General features: G+C 43.2%; 19 protein-coding genes and 3 pseudogenes. 17 read left to right on the top strand and 5 right to left on the bottom strand.

Translation table 11 applies throughout. The annotated features are described in order from the left end of the window. Positions 1-57 precede the first annotated feature (57 nt). From KW850_RS22005 to KW850_RS21975, 7 genes are all read left to right on the top strand, one after another. Positions 58-774, top strand: coding sequence for a flavin reductase family protein (locus tag KW850_RS22005; protein ID WP_218349900.1), 717 nt, complete (start codon positions 58-60; stop codon positions 772-774). A gap of 455 nt (positions 775-1,229) precedes the next feature. Further along, positions 1,230-2,012: an alpha/beta fold hydrolase gene (locus tag KW850_RS22000; protein WP_218349899.1), complete on the top strand. Its 783-nt coding sequence runs from the start codon at positions 1,230-1,232 to the stop codon at positions 2,010-2,012. 5 nt (positions 2,013-2,017) lie between these two features. After that, positions 2,018-2,437, top strand: coding sequence for a nuclear transport factor 2-like protein (locus tag KW850_RS21995; RefSeq protein ID WP_218349898.1), 420 nt, complete (start codon positions 2,018-2,020; stop codon positions 2,435-2,437). A 4-nt stretch (positions 2,438-2,441) separates the two neighbouring features. Continuing rightward, a complete protein-coding gene (locus KW850_RS21990) occupies positions 2,442-3,230 on the top strand; it encodes an enoyl-CoA hydratase/isomerase family protein (protein ID WP_218349897.1) in 789 nt (262 codons plus the stop codon). A 213-nt stretch (positions 3,231-3,443) separates the two neighbouring features. Next, entirely contained in the window at positions 3,444-4,358 is a 915-nt protein-coding gene (locus KW850_RS21985; RefSeq protein WP_218349896.1) for an alpha/beta hydrolase, read from the top strand. Between the two features lie 86 nt (positions 4,359-4,444). Then, positions 4,445-5,623, top strand: coding sequence for an NADP-dependent malic enzyme (gene ystJ, locus KW850_RS21980; RefSeq protein ID WP_218349895.1), 1,179 nt, complete (start codon positions 4,445-4,447; stop codon positions 5,621-5,623). A 439-nt stretch (positions 5,624-6,062) separates the two neighbouring features. Then, complete coding sequence (locus KW850_RS21975; RefSeq protein WP_218349894.1) at positions 6,063-6,782, top strand: hypothetical protein; 720 nt, start codon at positions 6,063-6,065, stop codon at positions 6,780-6,782. Positions 6,783-7,036: 254 nt separating this feature from the next. Here KW850_RS21975 and KW850_RS21970 read toward each other — a convergent pair whose 3' ends face one another. Then, positions 7,037-7,333 (bottom strand): spore germination protein, encoded by a 297-nt coding sequence (locus KW850_RS21970; RefSeq protein ID WP_218349893.1) that lies wholly within the window; start codon positions 7,331-7,333, stop codon positions 7,037-7,039. Between the two features lie 107 nt (positions 7,334-7,440). Then, on the bottom strand, positions 7,441-7,581 hold the full coding sequence (locus KW850_RS21965) for a hypothetical protein (protein WP_218349892.1): 141 nt from the start codon (positions 7,579-7,581) through the stop codon (positions 7,441-7,443). A 153-nt stretch (positions 7,582-7,734) separates the two neighbouring features. Here KW850_RS21965 and KW850_RS21960 point away from each other — a divergent pair, with 153 nt between their 5' ends. The 3 genes from KW850_RS21960 to KW850_RS21950 all read left to right on the top strand — a co-directional run bounded on the left by KW850_RS21960 (position 7,735) and on the right by KW850_RS21950 (position 8,864). Further along, the gene (locus tag KW850_RS21960; protein ID WP_218349891.1) at positions 7,735-8,169 is read left to right on the top strand and encodes a MarR family winged helix-turn-helix transcriptional regulator; all 435 of its coding nucleotides are present in this window, start codon (positions 7,735-7,737) and stop codon (positions 8,167-8,169) included. A 261-nt stretch (positions 8,170-8,430) separates the two neighbouring features. Next, positions 8,431-8,652, top strand: a complete 222-nt coding sequence (locus KW850_RS21955; RefSeq protein WP_218349890.1) for a transposase zinc-binding domain-containing protein — start codon at positions 8,431-8,433, stop codon at positions 8,650-8,652. 35 nt (positions 8,653-8,687) lie between these two features. Next, a complete protein-coding gene (locus tag KW850_RS21950) occupies positions 8,688-8,864 on the top strand; it encodes a hypothetical protein (RefSeq protein WP_218349889.1) in 177 nt (58 codons plus the stop codon). Between the two features lie 174 nt (positions 8,865-9,038). On the opposite strand, the gene KW850_RS21945 is transcribed toward KW850_RS21950, so the two are convergent. Both KW850_RS21945 and KW850_RS21940 read right to left on the bottom strand, forming a co-directional pair. Further along, a complete protein-coding gene (locus KW850_RS21945; protein ID WP_218349888.1) occupies positions 9,039-9,461 on the bottom strand; it encodes a Ger(x)C family spore germination C-terminal domain-containing protein in 423 nt (140 codons plus the stop codon). Between the two features lie 200 nt (positions 9,462-9,661). Continuing rightward, entirely contained in the window at positions 9,662-10,006 is a 345-nt protein-coding gene (locus KW850_RS21940) for a Ger(x)C family spore germination protein (RefSeq protein ID WP_483862188.1), read from the bottom strand. 420 nt (positions 10,007-10,426) lie between these two features. Between KW850_RS21940 and KW850_RS21935 the strand changes: the two genes are divergently transcribed. Next, the gene (locus tag KW850_RS21935) at positions 10,427-11,335 is read left to right on the top strand and encodes a R2-like ligand-binding oxidase (RefSeq protein WP_218349886.1); all 909 of its coding nucleotides are present in this window, start codon (positions 10,427-10,429) and stop codon (positions 11,333-11,335) included. A 353-nt stretch (positions 11,336-11,688) separates the two neighbouring features. Here KW850_RS21935 and KW850_RS21930 read toward each other — a convergent pair. Next, positions 11,689-12,629: pseudogene (locus KW850_RS21930) on the bottom strand (IS3 family transposase); the annotation flags it as partial. On the opposite strand from KW850_RS21930, the gene KW850_RS34305 reads away from it, so the two are divergent. The 6 genes and pseudogenes from KW850_RS34305 to KW850_RS21900 form a co-directional block, all read left to right on the top strand. Beyond that, positions 12,607-12,750, top strand: a complete 144-nt coding sequence (locus KW850_RS34305) for an RNA-binding protein (RefSeq protein WP_218349979.1) — start codon at positions 12,607-12,609, stop codon at positions 12,748-12,750. The pseudogene KW850_RS21930 and the gene KW850_RS34305 sit on opposite strands and share 23 nt — an antisense overlap. Positions 12,751-12,825: 75 nt before the next feature. After that, positions 12,826-14,457, top strand: a complete 1,632-nt coding sequence (pruA, locus tag KW850_RS21920) for an L-glutamate gamma-semialdehyde dehydrogenase (protein ID WP_218349885.1) — start codon at positions 12,826-12,828, stop codon at positions 14,455-14,457. Between the two features lie 502 nt (positions 14,458-14,959). Beyond that, the gene (locus tag KW850_RS21915; RefSeq protein ID WP_218349884.1) at positions 14,960-15,175 is read left to right on the top strand and encodes a helix-turn-helix domain-containing protein; all 216 of its coding nucleotides are present in this window, start codon (positions 14,960-14,962) and stop codon (positions 15,173-15,175) included. Positions 15,176-15,250: 75 nt separating this feature from the next. After that, positions 15,251-16,024, top strand: coding sequence for an HNH endonuclease (locus tag KW850_RS34070; RefSeq protein ID WP_218349883.1), 774 nt, complete (start codon positions 15,251-15,253; stop codon positions 16,022-16,024). Between the two features lie 200 nt (positions 16,025-16,224). Beyond that, a pseudogene (locus tag KW850_RS21905) lies at positions 16,225-16,712 on the top strand (tyrosine-type recombinase/integrase); the annotation flags it as partial. 353 nt (positions 16,713-17,065) lie between these two features. Further along, positions 17,066-17,445 (top strand): annotated as a pseudogene (locus KW850_RS21900) (acetyl-CoA C-acyltransferase); the annotation flags it as partial. Positions 17,446-17,554: the final 109 nt, after the last annotated feature.

The following is a 17,554-nucleotide window of genomic DNA, read 5'->3' as shown; positions in this document are numbered from 1 at the left end:
GCATTTCTGTGCGGCTGAGGATCAGCCCACACCCAAACTTAAATCGGAGGTAGTCTTATGATTCTAAATGCAGACGAGCTTGACGCAGCCCGCAATTACAAACTCTTGAACGCGACGGTTGTCCCGAGGCCGATTGGCTGGATCAGCACGCTTTCCGCGGACGGCATCGCCAATATTGCACCGATCTCCTTCTTCACGGTCGTCGGTCGAAAGCCCCCGATGCTGTCGATTACCATTCAACACCGTTCGGACGGCACGCTGAAGGATACATACGTGAACATCCGCGATACGGGGGAATTCGTCTTCAATCTTGTCACGATGCCCCTCGCTGACAAGATGCACAGATCGGCGTTTGAGCACGCGTCGGAGGTCGACGAGTTCGAAGCCGTTGGGCTTGAAAAAGCACCCAGCGTCGTCGTGAAACCACCGCGAGTCGCGCTCACGCCCGTATCCATGGAATGCAAGCTCGAACGAGTGTTTACGGTTGGCGAATTCGAGGATCATGTCATTTGGGGCCGTGTCGTCCGCTATCATATCCGTGATGACGTTTACGACCATGAGAAAGGCCATGTGGATACGGCAGCTCTTGCGCCAGTAGGTCGCCTCGCCGCTGAATACACCCTCGTTGAAAATGTGTTCATGACGCCATTGGATCCTGAAGTTCTTAAGAGTCGCGAGGGCTCGCGTATGCATCGCCTCGACGGCCGGCCCACCGATTGGGCGGCTATCAATCAGAAGAACTGGTCACCTTCCGGCAGCGTTATGGAGGAGTAGTTCCAGCGTTCTGCATAACCTGTATATGCTCCAAATTGCCCGGCGATAAACCTTGTCGATAAGCAGTAGAAGCTTCTTGTTTGTTCCGTCTGCCTGGATAGCTTTAAGCCCGAAAATCGGCGTACACAACTGATTGCACTCATGACGAGCCTCTCATTCGGGAACATCCGTGCACCAAAGAGCCGAACGAATGAAAAGCAAGGTTTGAAGGACAAAAGGGGCACAAAACAAAGAAACGCAGCGTTCCGATTCAAGAACTGTTAAAAGGCGAAAGCGGCCGGAATTTCCTGCAGGTTTTCGTGCTGATGACGGGAATCTGGACCGCGAATATGGGCATATAAGACTATAAGATGACTATGTTTATTCCTACGCAGTCAGATGGCTATGAACATGAGTCACGTGACGGACATGCTCCCGTTTTGCGATTATTATGCTCACACAGGAGGAAAGAAGACATGAACCGATTGAATTATCAGAAAGCAACCATTCCTTTTACGACGTCCGGCAACGGTTCTCGCGCCATTATTTTTGTGCATGGCTTTATGGACGCCAGCGCGGTTTGGAACGATGTCGTCGCCTTAATTGCGGAAAAAGATTTGCAAAAAGTCTACCTTGATTTACCTGGGATGGGGGCGCTAACGGCTGTAGAAGGAGAAATATCTCTTGATCGCTATGCCGCAGATGTTGCTTCCGTCATCGAAGAGATTGGCAAACCCTTTGTCATTGTGGGGCAAAGCATGGGAGCGCAAATCGCAGAGCTCGTCACTCGATTGCATCCGGAACTTGCTCGAGGATTGGCGCTGCTTACGCCTGTCCCGCTCGGAGGGGTCAAGGCTCCGGCTGAAGTGGTGGCTCCTTTAAAGCAGCTCGGCGAGCACCCCGAGATCGAGATGGCGGTGCGCAGGCAATTTTCTCCCGGGCTTACGGACGACAAATTGGACCTGCTTTGCGGGTTAAGCGTACATGTTAGACCGGACGTTGTCGCCGCTCTCGTCGATGCGTGGAACGAAGGTCATCCCGACGGCCATTCACCAAGTCAATTTACGCGTCCGGCTCTGATTATGCGGGGGATGGATGACCCGTTCGTCACCCAAGAGATGGTTGCAGGCATCGTGTCGCGGTTTAGCCGCGTTACCGAGAAAGATATCGCCGGTGGTGGCCACTGGTCTCATGTGGAACATGCGGAAGCCGTTGCGCAACATTTAAACCAATATCTTCAAAAACTTGATTGGGAGTGATCGCTATGAACAAATCGATTAAGAATGACTGGGAAAACGCATTTGCCCAAAAGTCTGAAGCCGCATTCGGCGAAGCCTTCGCAGAAGATGTTGTGTTCGAGGCCGCAGTCTTGAACGCCTCGATCACCGGTCGGGAAAACGTTGGGAAGGTCTTGGGAGCAGCCAGCAAAATTTACGAAAGCTTGACGTTTACGAGGAGCGCGACTTCAGGTCTGCAGGAGTATAAAGAATGGGAAGCGCAAGCATTTGGCGGCGTTCTGCTCAAGGGCATCACCGTGCTTACCCGCAACGAAAATCAAGCTATCGCTCATATCGCGATTCATCATCGCCCACTGGGAGGCGCATTGAAGTTTTCTGCCGTGCTAAGAGATAGCCTTCACGGTGAGATCGATCCGTCGTACTTTTATTCCGAGAAAGGAGAATAACGGGATGGCACACCTAACTTATAAGATAGAGAATCAGATCGCTGTCATTACGCTGAACAATCCACCGCAGAACCGTCTTTCACCTCGAATGATAGAGGAATTCGACGAAGCTCTCGATACCATAGGAAACAGCGATGCGCGCGCCTTGCTTATACGTGCGGAAGGTCCGGATTTCAGCTTCGGAGGAGACATTGTACCTTGGCCGGACATGACGGCGCACGAGCTGCGCACCTTGCTGGAGCGGTATTTGGTGACCTTCAACCGGTTTGAGTCGCTGTCGATCCCGACTGTCGCTGCGGTACAAGGGCTATGTTTCGGCGGCGGACTCGAGCTCGCCGTTCGGGCGGATGTCATCTTTGCGGGAGAAACCGCACGCTTCGGCCACCCCGAGCAAACTCTTGGTATTATTACGGTACTTGGAGGTGTTTACCGTGTCGCGGAACGCGCGGGGAGACAGAAGGCTATCGAATGGGCGTTTACTTCCGAGCAGGTTCCTGCGAAGGTTATGGAGAATCACGGCGTGATAAACCGGGTTGTGACGGACGACAAATTGTTCGATGAGGCGATGAACTTTGTCGAGAAATTGGCCAAAGGCCCGACACGCGCCCACGGGGTACACAAAGCCTTATTGCGAATCTGGGCGAAAGGCGGCCTTTCCGCCGCGGATCAGGCAGTGCTGGAATTAGGGCTCCCATTGTTTGAAAGTGAGGATGTAAAACTTGCTTTATCAGTCTCGGTCGAAGCGTTTAAAGCAGGCAAACCGCGACCTGCATTTCCGTTTAAAGGCAAGTAAGAAGGAACGAAGTGCCAATTTCTCGATCAACCAATCCCACTAGAGCAAAAATCGCTTCGTCTTATTTTTAACCAAATTCAATTTTTTTATCTGTTTTTATAAGAGATTGCTGCGGGCAATATCCAGGGGACTTGCGAAAGCAAAAAATGCGATGCAGCAAGTTTCCTATTTGCCCGCGCCTCCGAATCAAACGTAAAAAGGAGCGGAAGTGCTATGAATAAACAATCGGCTTTTACAAGAGAAGATGTGGAAATTAATGCGGAAGGAACCGTCCTTAGAGGTTGGCTGTATTTGCCGCAAGCCGGCGAGAATAAGCAAAAACCGGCCATTGTGATGGCGCATGGATATGCGGGACTGAAGGAGATGTATTTGGAGCCGTACGCTGAGAAATTTGCCGCGAACGGATTTGCAGTCGTGCTGTTCGATCATCGGAATTTTGGAGACAGCGAAGGCACTCCAAGGCACGAAATCGATCCGTGGCAGCAAACCGAGGACTACCGGCATGTCATAACATACGCCAGCTCGCGTCCGGAAATCGATAGAGATTCCATCGGAATTTGGGGTACGAGCTACAGTGGGGGGCATGTTCTAGTAGTAGGTGCGACCGATAAACGAGTAAAATGCGTCGTATCTCAAGTGCCGACAATCAGCGGCTCGAAAATTGCTCTAAGAAGAGTGAACGGAGAGGCGCTCACAGAGTTGTTGTCCTCGTTTGCCGAAGATAGACTAAACAGGCAACGCGGCGAAAGTCCCGTTTATTATTCGGTCGTTACGGGCGGAGAATTTGAAAATAGCGTCTATAAATCGAAGGATGCGGTTGAATTCTATACGAAAGGCTCAGAGAAATTCATTAACAAAGTTACGTTGCGTTCAATTGAATTATCAAGAGGTTATGAGCCAGGAGCTTTTATTGCCAATATTAGTCCTACGCCGCTGTTAATGTTGGTTGCAAAAAACGATTTTATTACGCCTACCGATTTGTCGCTTGCTGCATATGAACAAGCACTGGAGCCTAAAAAACTGGTGCTGATACCGGGAGGACATTTTGACCCGTACACGCAATATTTCGATCTATCAAGCAGCGCAGCCCTGGAATGGTTCCAGACGCATTTGCTCAATCGGCAGTAAGGCTGCCGATTCCTCGCCTTTGACGTAAGGAAGCTCAAGGGTAAATTGACAAGATAAACATATTTGGATGAGGGTGGGAGGACAGTATGTCTTTACGAGAGGAAGCGTTGGAGCTGCATCGCCACTTCAAGGGCAAGCTTGGTGTTGTCTCCAAAGTCCCGGTTTTAAACGCCAAGGATTTAAGCCTCGCTTATTCCCCCGGCGTAGCCGAGCCGTGCAGAGAGATTTATAAAATGGAAGATAAGGTATACGAATATACCAATAAAGGTAATACGGTGGCGGTTGTTACCGACGGTACGGCAGTCCTGGGACTCGGAGCCATCGGTCCGCACGCTTCACTGCCGGTTATGGAAGGAAAAGCGGTTTTGTTCAAGCAGTTTGCCGGGATCGACGCATTTCCCATATGCTTAAATACTTCGGATGTCGACAAGATTGTGGAAACGGTCAAGTTGCTAGAGCCGTCCTTCGGCGGCATCAACCTCGAGGATATTGCGGCACCCTCCTGCTTTTTAATTGAAGAACGGCTTAAAAAGGAACTGAATATCCCTGTTTTTCACGACGACCAGCATGGTACTGCAATCGTCACACTAGCCGGCTTGATCAATGCAGCCAAAGTCGTAAATAAGAAACTGGAGGGGCTGCGGATAGTGATAAACGGCTCCGGTGCTGCTGGAATAGCCATTGCCAAGCTTCTTCTTCATGTAGGTGTGGATCAACTGATTGTTTGCGATACGAAAGGAACCATCTACGAGGGGCGGACGGAAGGCATGAACGCCATCAAAAGCGAGATCGCCTGCATGACGAACCGGGAATTGATGAGAGGCCCACTGGAGCAAGTTATAGTAGGTGCGGACGTGTTCATCGGCGTTTCGGTGGCGGGGGCGTTAACTGCGGACATGATACGCTCGATGGCAACGGATCCGATCATTTTTGCCATGGCTAATCCCGAACCGGAAATTTTACCGGAGACGGCGTACGAAGCGGGAGCCAAAGTCGTGGGTACCGGCCGCTCCGATTATCCGAATCAAATTAATAATGTGCTTGCTTTCCCCGGCATATTCCGCGGTGCATTGGACGCCAAAGCATCCGAGATCAACGAGGCGATGAAGATTGCCGCAGCGAGGGTGATTGCTGAATTAGTCGACCCCGTTGAATTGAACGCAAACTATGTGGTTCCGGTTCCGTTCGACCAGCGGGTCGCAGCCTGCGTGGCGGCGGCAGTTGCTGAAGCTGCCCAGAACACAGGCGCTGCTCGTGTGCCATAAACCGAGAACACTTATACCTTCTATAACCTCAATAATTGTAATAAAATAGACGTCCCTCGTTGGTCTTAACACTTTTAGAGTAGATAACCGAACATGTCATTAGATTAAAAATAAAGAATGCGAGTCCGGCGTCGATATTAGGGGGATTACGATTTTAACGCGCAATAAAGACAATGCTAATGTTCAAATCACAATTCATAAACGGCCGCTGGGAGGTGCGTTGCACTTTTCCAGTCTCCTTAAAGTAAGGCTTCAAGGCAAGATCGATTCGTCCTATTTTTATCCAAACTCGGATTATTAAAAGGAGCTAATTGAATCGAAACAATACAAAGCTGCTCCCGCGGGCATGAATATGCCCGCATCTCCTTCTCATAATAGGGAACGATACAACCTTATTTCTACCTGTGTTGATAAATTACGATCACTTAAGGAGGGGCATATGAACAACCTATTAGCAAAAGTCATAGACGCGAACGGCGGAATTGACCGTTGGAAAAAATTTAGTTCACTGACTGCCACGATCGTCACCGGTGGCGGATTATGGGCAATGAAAGGACTCGTACAAGATCCCAATCCTCGTGAGATGACAGTCGCGCTCCATTCGGTATTCGCTTCTGTTACTCCTTATGGTCAACCGGATTGGCGTACTGACTTTACGCCCGATCGTATTGCGATTGAGACCCTCTCTGGGGAAACCGTACGTGAGCGAGACGATCCCAGGACATCGTTTGCTAACCACACGATGAACACACCATGGGACCCGCTTCATCGAGCATATTTCAACGGGTACGCATTGTGGATGTACCTGACAACACCTTTTTTCATGGTCATGCCAGGATTCGAGGTCAGCGAAATCCCGCCCTGGCAAGAGGGCAACGAGCTCTGGCTCGGTTTGCGTGTGCGCTTTCCCGAATACGTCGCCAGTCATAGCAAGGAGGAAGACTTCTACTTTGGCGATGACTTGCTGCTGCGCAGGCACGATTACCATGTCGATGTCTCAGGTGGCTTTCCAGCGGCTCACTATGTCTACGACTTCGTTGAGATCGAAGGGCTTCGTTTCCCGACAAAACGCCGCGCATATGTGCGTGGACCCAATCTCGAGCCAGTCAAGGATCTGCTGCTAGTCTCGATTGATTTCAGCAACTTCAGGTTCAGTTGAACTCCAAATTCAGGGTTCGATCCCCCTTGGTTCCACCAAATAACCTCAAATAAAGGCAGGTTGCTTTTTGGGGAGCCGACTAAGGGGGCAAACCCCAGCTTTTCGAAATTCGGGAATATCGGGGAGTCGTTACACCGGTTACACTCTTATGTATTCTAGGTTCGGCTTGGGGTTATACGAAATTCTGCAGAACTTCTCAATAAGCTTACTTATGTTTTTCCAATGATAGGTCTTACCACAATCTTCTTCCGCTATCACTTCTCGTGATTGACATTTTGTTTCGAACCTTTGGCTATCAGCGGTTGAAGTACATGGTCATCAAGTAGCTTCTCGTCAACTAAGCTTTCCAGGTAAACTACAAGCCATTGAATGTTTCCGGCCCGAGCAATTTTACGGTATACAATATCCGAACAGTTTTGGAATATGTTTTTTAATAATGCCTCATTATGTTCTAAGTCGGAGGATAGGTTGCCGTACCCGTTATCATCAAACTCATGTGTCGGATCTAGAATTACCGGTTTCTTGAACAGCCATTTCTTTAACCATTTCACAGTTAGGCCCTCCTGACAAAACTTACTCTACATGTATTTTACCAATTTTCGTAAAAGGTATTCGTTTTGCACACACTGCGCAGCACATACTGGTTCTATTTGGAAAGTTACCTTAAAGCCCATTTGAAAATTCCGGGGAAACCAGCTACAATCGTATTAATGATCATTAATTCAATTTTGATCATTACATGTATACTTGGCGGCATGATCAGCCAGAAAACTGGCAGAAGACCTTCTCTCATTGACATGGGAATAATCACAGCCGTTTTTGGAACAGGCCTCTATTTTTATTTGATCAGTGTGTTTAATAGTAATGAAAAAATAAATGATGCAGCGTAAAGCTTACGGGCAAAAATAAGTGTCCGGTAACCATCTGGCAGCGTTAGGGAGGATTAGATGTAATGGCCACAATCGATGATATCCCAGGACTTTGTAACTGTACGAAGTTAAGGCGCGCGGCGCGCCATATCACGCGCTTCTACGACGCCTGCTTGTCTGAGTCGGGGTTGCGCGTTACGCAGTACTCCATCTTGGGCCATCTCAACCACCGGGGTCCGAAGACGATGATGGAGCTCGCCGAACTTATGACTATGGACCGTGCCACAATCGGGCACAATCTTCGGCCGCTGGAGCGTGACGGCCTGATCACGATTCAAGTGAGTGAAGCCGATCGGCGAGCCAGAATCGTGTCGATCACCGACGAAGGGCTCAAGCGTATCGAGCTGGGAAGAGCGGGATGGGATCGCGCCCAGGTTGAATTCGAACGCCAATTCGGCACGGAGTATGCAGCTTCCTTGCGGCAAATGATGGATGAGGTGGCGAGCCTTCAGCTATGACCTCGAATGAACCACCGATGGGTGTCAGGGAATCCTGATGGTAGTATGGGAAATGTAGAGAGGTTAAGGGCGCTTGATAACTTATCAACTAGTAAGTTCAATGTGAAATTGGAAAACAGAAAAACACAAATTCTTGTCTGGATTTATTTTTCCGATTGTTGGCGTCGGCGTACTCACGCAATTTTTTAATTGTATAGGAATTTATGCGCGATGACGAACTGTGGATAAGCGGTGTAAAATGGAAAATGGAGGGAGAGCGGTATGGGAAGCCAGAAATCGGTTAAAAAGAAAGGGACAATTAAACAAATACTAAAGGATCACTTTCACGGTTTCTGGGAGATGCATGCCGAAGCCTTAAATGAATCAGTTCGGAAGAGCATTGAAGAAACAGTGCTGAAAGCAATAAAGTGCGGAAGCCGGGATCTGGGTTATGCACTATATGAATGCAAGGGATGTACGGAGGGTGTTCCAGAGCCTGTGTAAGTCTGTTTCACCTGCAAGAGCAGATTTTGTCACGGATGTGGAAAGAAGTATACGGAAAGGCGGCTAGTGGACCACCATCCTCAAAGGAATTATCTGTAGAAGAAAAGCTTAAAAAGGCTGAAGCCAGAATCAAATTTTTAGAGGCTGAGAATGACTTCTTAAAAAAGCTAGAGGAACTAGAGAGGCAGGCGTTGAAGAAAAAACGATTTTAACACCATTTATAAATTATTGATATTTTCGTGATTGGTTACCCATACACTAGGCACCTAAGTTAGACAATAACTTCCTTTATAAAGTTAACTTTTATTTCCCTGAATCTCTAATCTCAACCTCCACTTGGATGTTTCCAAGAGACTTGTTCGTAAGTGGAAATGCATTTTTCCGTGTCACTGCTTCCAGTCACCATAGAGACTACGAAACATTTTCTCTTCTAAGTGATACACGTCAACATTATTTTTCAGCCCTGTCGCAAACGTTGAGCGAATCTCATCCTCGATTTTTGCCGTAGCTTCTGCTTTAAGTTGTTTTGTTGTCATCTGAACATTCAACTGCGTCACAGTAGCATGAACTTTTATGTGAAGATTATATACAGGGTCTCCCTTTTCTCGTAACTCAGGTGTCACCTTGACATTTGGATTCTCATAGGGAAGAAGCGCTGTGATTTTTTGGGGGTTATCATACAAAGCCAGTGGAGTACGAACTGTATGCTCCTCCATCCATCTTATTCTGTGTAAATCATCCATAGAAATCCTGCGCGACTGTTGCTTCCGATGTAAAAAAGTCGCTCCGCTAACCTTCAGCTCAGGCATTTTCTTCAGGTCTTTTTCCAGTTGTTCTTATCAATTGAAAGCGTCGGTAGAATAATTGTGGTACTCGGTTCTGAATATAGTGCCGCTAACTCGACCAACTTCACCGGACGGATAAAGGAATGCTGCCTGTAATTACTTTGTGGAAAGTTCAGTTTCGTCATAAGGGGTGACATAGGAAACATCGGCGTGATAGAGAAAAGTTAATCCATCGGTTCAGTTGTTGTATATATCCAAGGAGTAAGCCGAGCTTCAGAAAAACGTTCAAAAGTATCCATTATTTGATTTAAATTCTTTTGTAGTGCTTTCTGCGAGAACACCACTGCCGATATTTGCCCGAAATGCGTCTTTTGCTGCGTGCTATTGTACAAATTATTCCACGCTAAAGCAAATGTAGAGCCTTTTGCTTTACCCACCCATATGTTGGGGGAATCTGTTGCTTTACTTCCACCTTCCGTTTTACCCACAGTTGAAAAATCCACCATCTGTACGTAAATGACATACTGATTTTTTATGTAATCAATGCCGATTGTCGAGACGTACGACATCTACTCGTTAATTTCAATTGTTATATGCTATAAAAAGATTTATAGTGGAATAATTGTTTTTTAACTTTAAATTCTAGAATGATTACTTATTTCATTATCAGTTCAGCAAGCTCTTGGAACACCGTATAAGGTGAAAGTCACACTTACGATGTGAACAGGGTGGGAGCGATAACTTCAAATCCTTACGAATCTGTATGGAAAAAGAAGTAGGATTTTTACGAAAATTTTTAAAAATATAATTGTTGAAAATGTTATAAAGATATATTAAAATTATTTTAGAATGAATGGTAATTCATTTTATCTAATTAGTTATTCATTCATTGTTTTAGTGTAATAGACACTTGAAATATGAATGATGAAGTTAATTAAAGGTAAAAATGAATGATTGTTCATTCATTTAATTCATTGGGGGAATCTATTATGCGTAATAAAGTACAATCAGTTAGTAAAAGTCGTCTTAATACTGAGCTATTTCCATATAAGCTCTATGTAAAAGCAAAAAAATTTGGTATTTGGAATCCAGAAGATATTGATTTCAGTCAAGATAGGCTTGATTGGGAAACTTTGACAGAAGCTGAGAAAAAGAATATTATAATACAAATTGCACAATTTGCCGGTGGAGAAGAAGCCGTTACGATTGACCTACTCCCGTTAGTTATGACGATTGCAAAAGAAGGACGCTTAGAAGAGGAGATGTATTTAACTACATTTTTATTTGAAGAAGCTAAGCATTTAGAATTTTTCACACGCTTCCTGGAAGAAGTTGTTGGTTCGAAAGAAGATTTATCACGGTATCATAATGAGGCTTATAAGAAAATATTTTATGAAGAACTACCAGCAGCAATGGAAAGGCTAGTACATGATCAGTCACCTGAAGCACAAGCAATAGCATCAACAACCTACAATATGGTTGTGGAAGGTATAATGGCTGAAACAGGATACCATGCTTTTTATTCGGGTGTCGGGAAATTGGGAAAATTACCTGGGTTGTTAGAAGGTATCAGTCTTTTAAAAATGGATGAATCACGTCACATTAGTTATGGTACATATTTACTGCAGCGATTAATTAAAGAACAAGGTGACCACATTTATAATGTAATAACTAACAGAATAAATGAACTGATGCCATTGTGCATAGGGTCAATTACAAATGGTAAAAACCCAGACGAACACATTCAAAGTGGTGTTAAAACTTTTGGAATTGATAATAATGACATGTTGGAGTTTGCGAAAAAACAGATGAATGTACGCCTTGATATTCTTAAACGTGCTCGTGAAAACAATTTAGAAGAAGTATTGAATATAGAAGAAGAGCCTGTTTTACAATAAATGAAAAAATAGATTGTTAAAAGAAACTATTTCGAGAATTAATAAAGATTTTGTCTTTTTGGTAAGAAGTCGAAAAATGTTGTTTTAAACTAACTCAAACAGAAGAAGCAGAATAGGGGACCATCCCACAACAGCCGTTGCCTGGGCAGTCAACAACCTGGTTTAAAACGGCCAAGGCCTCAAAAAAGGTGATATCGTCCTAAACGGACCTATCACCTAATCCATTATTTTCAATCCGGCGACGCTATTATGGACCAATTTGCTGAACAATAAAGCTGTATCAAAAAAACAAGGAGAGCCGATATGTTTTACAAAAGTAAAGTGACCCCGAAAAGTTAGACACGGTTATTTCATTAGGCAGCTAGTTGGGCATGAGTTCGGTATTGTACTGGGCTCATGCCTTTTAATTTTGCCTTTATTCGTTTTTGATTATAGTAGTCAATATATTCCGCTAGTTCATTCTTAAAGTGTTCTACACTTTCAAATTCCTTTAGATAAAGAAGTTCAGATTTCAAGATCCCAAAGAAATTTTCCATAACGGCGTTATCGTAACAGTTCCCTTTACGTGACATGCTTTGCGTTATTTTACGTTCACTAAGGGCATTTCGGTATTGTTTCATTTGGTAATGCCAACCTTGATCTGAATGAATAAGGAGTTTGTCCTCATCTGTCAAACGTTCAAAAGCTTGATTTAACATCCTAGAAACGAGTGAGAAGGTTGGCCTAGAACCGATTGTATATGTAATGATTTCCCCATTAAATAAGTCTAAAATCGGCGATAAATATAGCTTTTCCCCAAATAAATTAAACTCTGTAATATCTGTAACCCATTTCTCATTTGGTTTATCAGCTTTGAAATTTCGATCTAAAATATTGGGTGCAATTTTACCAACTGTACCCTTGTAAGAGCGATATTTTTTCATACGGACAAGACATTTTAGCCCTAATTCTTTCATGATACGCTGTACTTTTTTGTGGTTTACCTTACGTCCACGATTTCTAAGTTCATCGCGAATACGACGGTAGCCAAAACGACCTTCATGTTCGTCATAAATGGTTTGGATCAATTCTTTTAACTCTGCGTCTGGATCAGGACGGCCTAAATTTCTCACCCAATAGTAATACGTACTACGTGGAATCTCTGCGAGCTGTATAAGTGCTATCACCGGAAATTTATGCCTTAATTCATAGATTACTTGCGCTTTGTCTTGTTTGGTGATTTTTCCTTGTTTTGAACAAAGGCATTCAACTTTTTTAAATAAGCATTTTCCATTCGTAAACGTTCATTTTCTGCCTATAATGCCTCTATTGATAAGCCCGGTGTTGGGGAGACAACCAGGGTATTACTGCGAAGGGTTCCTTATTGGCATAAGCCGAGCGATGTTTTTTTCGATGAATGGACGAGAGATATGTAAATACCTAGTATTCTATGTCGAAATACGTTATAATAGCTGATGCAAATAGATTTAAAACAGGGAGGAACATCAAGGATGAGTAACGGAATTTTCAAAATCCCGACACCTAAGAATGAGCCAGGCAATACGTATGCTCCAGGCACAAAAGAACGGGAAACATTAAAAGTAGAATTAAAACGCCAATCTGATATCGTTGTCGATATCCCTGTAATTATAAATGGAGAAAATATTAAGACAGATACAGTAAAGCAAGTGGTTATGCCGCATGATCATCAGCATGTGCTAGCAAACTATTCGCAAGCTGGGGAAAAAGAGTTGCGTGATGCTGTAGAAGCGGCAATGGCTGCGAAAGTATCATGGGAAAATACGCCATGGGAACATCGTGCAGCTATTTTCTTAAAAGCTGCTGATTTAATCTCTGGTCCATACCGTGCCGTAATAAATGCTGCTACGATGTTAGGACAGTCCAAAACAGCTATTCAAGCTGAAATTGATTCTGCACAAGAATTAGCAGATTTCTTACGTTTTGGCGTTGATTTTGCGAATCAAATCTATCAAATTCAGCCGGAAAGTATGAAGAATGTTTGGAATCGTTTAGATTACCGTGCATTAGATGGTTTTGTATTGGCCATTTCTCCATTTAACTTCACAGCAATTGGTGGGAACCTACCATCAGCTCCTGCTATGATGGGGAACGTAGTCGTTTGGAAACCAGCGACAACTTCTATTCTAGCAAACTACTACTTTATGCGTATTTTAGAAGAAGCAGGATTACCAAAAGGCGTAATCAACTTTGTTCCTTCTCGTGGTTCACAAGTATCTGAAGTAGTATTAACAGACTCTCGTATGGCTGGATTCCACTTTACTGGATCTACAAGCACGTTCCATACAATTTGGAAAACAGTAGGAGAAAACATTGCAAACTATAAATCTTATCCTCGTTTAGTTGGGGAAACAGGTGGTAAAGACTTTGTATTTGCTCACGAAAGTGCTCAAGCAGACAAAGTAGTAGCAAACCTTGTTCGTGGTGGATTTGAATACCAAGGTCAAAAATGTTCAGCAGCTTCTCGCGCTTACATTCCAGCTAGCATGTGGGAAGAAGTAAAAGCTGGTTTATTGGAAGAGACTGCGAAGCTTAAAGTAGGGGATGTCCGCGACTTTACAAACTTCATGGGTGCGGTAATTGATAAACCTGCTTTTGATTCGATTACAAGCTATATCGATTATGCTGCAGCTTCTGAAGAAGCAGAAATTATTGCTGGTGGTACTTATGATGATTCTGTTGGATATTTCGTTCAACCGACAATCATTGTAACATCAAATCCAAACTTCAAAACAATGGTAGAAGAAATTTTTGGACCAGTATTAACAATCTATGTATATGAAAATGATAAATTAGAAGAAACATTGGATGCTGCTGATACAGCTTCTATGTATGCTTTAACAGGTGCTATCTTTGCACAAGATCGTCAAGCAATTGTTCACATGGAACGCCGCTTATCTGGCGCTGCCGGAAACTTGTATATCAATGATAAACCAACTGCCGCGATGATTAATCAGCAACCATTTGGCGGTTCTCGTGGTTCTGGTACAAACGATAAAGCAGGTTCTGTATTTAACATGATTCGTTGGACAAGTCCTCGTGTTATCAAAGAAAATTTTGCTCCAACTACAGAAATTGCCTATCCATTTATGGATGCAGAATGAGTTGAAAATTAAAAGATGGTAGAAAAGCGCCTATATGGCGCTTTTTTGTCGTTGTTTTTATTTTTATCATGCTGCACCTCAGCACAGATAGACTTCTTATAGTCTCATTGTGCTGAGCTTAATCTTGAATCAAAATCGTTTGCAGTGCAGGCTCTCCGTGTAACATGCCGACAAAGCTCATCATGGACATTAAAGGAAATGAAAAAGCTGACGACCTATGCCAAATGTAACCTATTCTATTTTCTCCATTTCATCATAAAGCGAAAGAAAATGGCGTTATTTATATTGAGGAAATTTCACGAAAAGGAAACGATCAAACAATTGCAGGTGCAGCCATTTAGGTTGCGTTTTTTTTTTATTTTTTTTCCTAAAAACCGAAACGGTTGCTCATTGGGGTCGGATAAAAAGGGTGTAGTGATAATCAAAGAAATATTCCATCAGAGAGATACTTTTCAGGTTTTTGGTCGGATTATTTCTTTAGAAAGGAAGGGGGTGAAGATTATTGGTAACAGCAACAACAATTATGGTTGTACGAGCCTATCTTTGCCTATCACAGGGAGAATTAGCAAAAAGAATGGGTGTTAGCGTTAGCTTAGTCTCTTCGGTAGAAAGGGGGGCTAAGAGGATTACTCCCGAATTTGCAAAGAGGTTTAAACGAGCTGCAGAAATTACTGATGCCTTTTTGATTGATATCCAATATTTGCAGAGCAAGTTATAGGAATAACGTATAAAACTATTCTTCTTTTTTGGAAATCAAGTGTAAATAATCTACTAAATTATCGGAGGAATATGGGTGAACAAACTAGATAGTGTACAGCAACAGCTTGAGAGCATTCAAAAAATATTAGAAATAACCGAACTGGACAAAAGAGTATCGATGATGCGTTTGAAGCTTGGTTGGTTAGTAAGATTAAAAACAAACTACAAAATAAGGGATGGATTAAAGATGGAAAATGCATTTAAGCATAATAAAGATGGTACAACATCAATTTTTATGACCTATTTGGATGAGGAAATCGAAGTCGCTATTAGCAGTACCAAGTTCGATAAGGTAAGTTCGATCGATGGAAAGTGGAGAACATGGTGGGACTTTGATAGTCGTACTTATTATGTTGCTTATACAGATTCTGACGGAAACACAGTATATTTACATCGGTATATAACAGATTGTCCTAAAGGGATGCAGGTACATCATGTAGACGGTAATGGTTTGAATAATACGGACGAAAATTTGAGCGTTATAAATCGAAAAGAACATTCACTTGAGACTAAAAAGAAGCAGAGGAAGCCATTTATAGGTGACCCGAGTCTTGGAGTTGAACTGCATTTTTTAAGTGAAGCAGTTAATACTCCGAATGGGAAAAAACACTTTCGATTAAAAATTAATGGTATTCCGTTTAAAGCAATGTCTGATGACATGGAAGGGCATCTTCGAAAGTGGATTGCCGACGAGATTATGAACCGTAATGCATCCGATGAACAGATTTTTGCTTATTTGTTAAGTGCTGGATACCGTGACAGAGATTTTTGTAACGGATATTATAGGCGATATTCGGAAATACGTTAGAGTTCCTGATCCATCAGTTATTAAAAGAAAGAAATCAAAAAGCAAGAAAGTAAAGCAACATAAGAAAGAAAAAGTGGAGATGTATATACCTCTACAGCTAATAATTGACAGAGTAATCGAGTGAGTTTACGAGATTAATAGGGCGTTTATTTGTTTCATTTTTGAAATGAGCGGATGACCGCCCTTTTAATATGTCTATAAAGAGAGATCGAGCGATTATTTATTTGTTGACGTATGCTGGTTTGAGGGTGGATGAACTCTCCAATTTACTCTAGACATGGAGTTAAAGCGAATTCGAATTTTAGGGAAAGGGCGAAAACTGCGGACGGTGCCTAAGTCCAATACCTTGTGGCAGGAACTGTACGACTGGTTACTTTTTAGAGCAGAAATGTCAAACAAGAAAGAGCATGTAGAAGAGTCGCAATATGTGTTCTATAGCCAGCGGTCCCCACATTTTACTGTTCGAGGCATCCAGAATATGATTAAAAGTTACAGTTTGCCCCAGAAAAAGCTTACTCCACATATGTTCAGGCATACCTTTTGCAAATGGATGTTAAAATCAACCAATAATAACATTGAAAAAGTGAGAAGACTTGCCGGTCATAGTAACATTTCAACCACAGCACGATATATAAAAGATTCCTATAGTGACTTGGCTAATGCTGTTGAGGCAATGCCGAAATTTTAATTCTGTGTAGATGTTCTAAGTTAGTTAGGGAGTACGAAATTGTAACAATATATAATAGAAGAAATTCGTCAAAAAAAGCCTTTACTCATCTGGAGCAAAGGCTAATTATATTCCCTTATATGCAATAATTAACCTAATTAATACAAATGTACGTTTCAAAGAATACGAAGCAAATTGTATTTATTTATTGGGTATTGGGTGTGGGTCGGCGGAGCGTCGATCCTACAACTGGATAATCGAAAGGGCTTGTGTATAACACAGGACCTTATTTATGTGCCTCACCCCACCGTAAGAAAAAACATATTCCAAATCCAGAGACCTGCATGACCTTTGCACACACACATGTCACCTAATTGGGTCTTCAGCTATTAGTTACGATTAAAGAACTGCAAATGCCGTGGTAGACCCAAGCATTATGGGCGTTGGCCCAGTACCAGCAGTGAAAAAGGCATTGGAAAAAGCAGCAATTTCAATCGAAGATATTGATTTAATCGAAGCGAATGAAGCATTTGCTTCCCAAGCCCTTGCAGTAGGAAAAGAATTAGGCTTTAAAGATGAAATTTTAAATGTTAACGGAGGTGCAATTGCCCTTGGACACCCAATTGGTGCCAGCGGAGCCCGTATTCTTGTTACCTTGATCCATGAAATGAAACGCAGAAATGCCAAAACTGGTTTAGCCACACTTTGCATTGGCGGCGGTCAAGCTGTTGCTACAATAGTTGAATTAGCGTAATTTGCTCCTTTTAAAATTAAATGTGCGTATTTATTGAAACTTTATGGAATGAGCTATAATGATTTGAGTGGAATATATGGAGCATTTGGTTACATGGGTGCATATCAAC

Source organism: Bacillus sp. sid0103 (assembly GCF_019219025.1).
The sequence above is the reverse complement of the archived record's forward strand: the minus strand, read 5'-3'. Positions and strand labels throughout refer to the sequence as shown.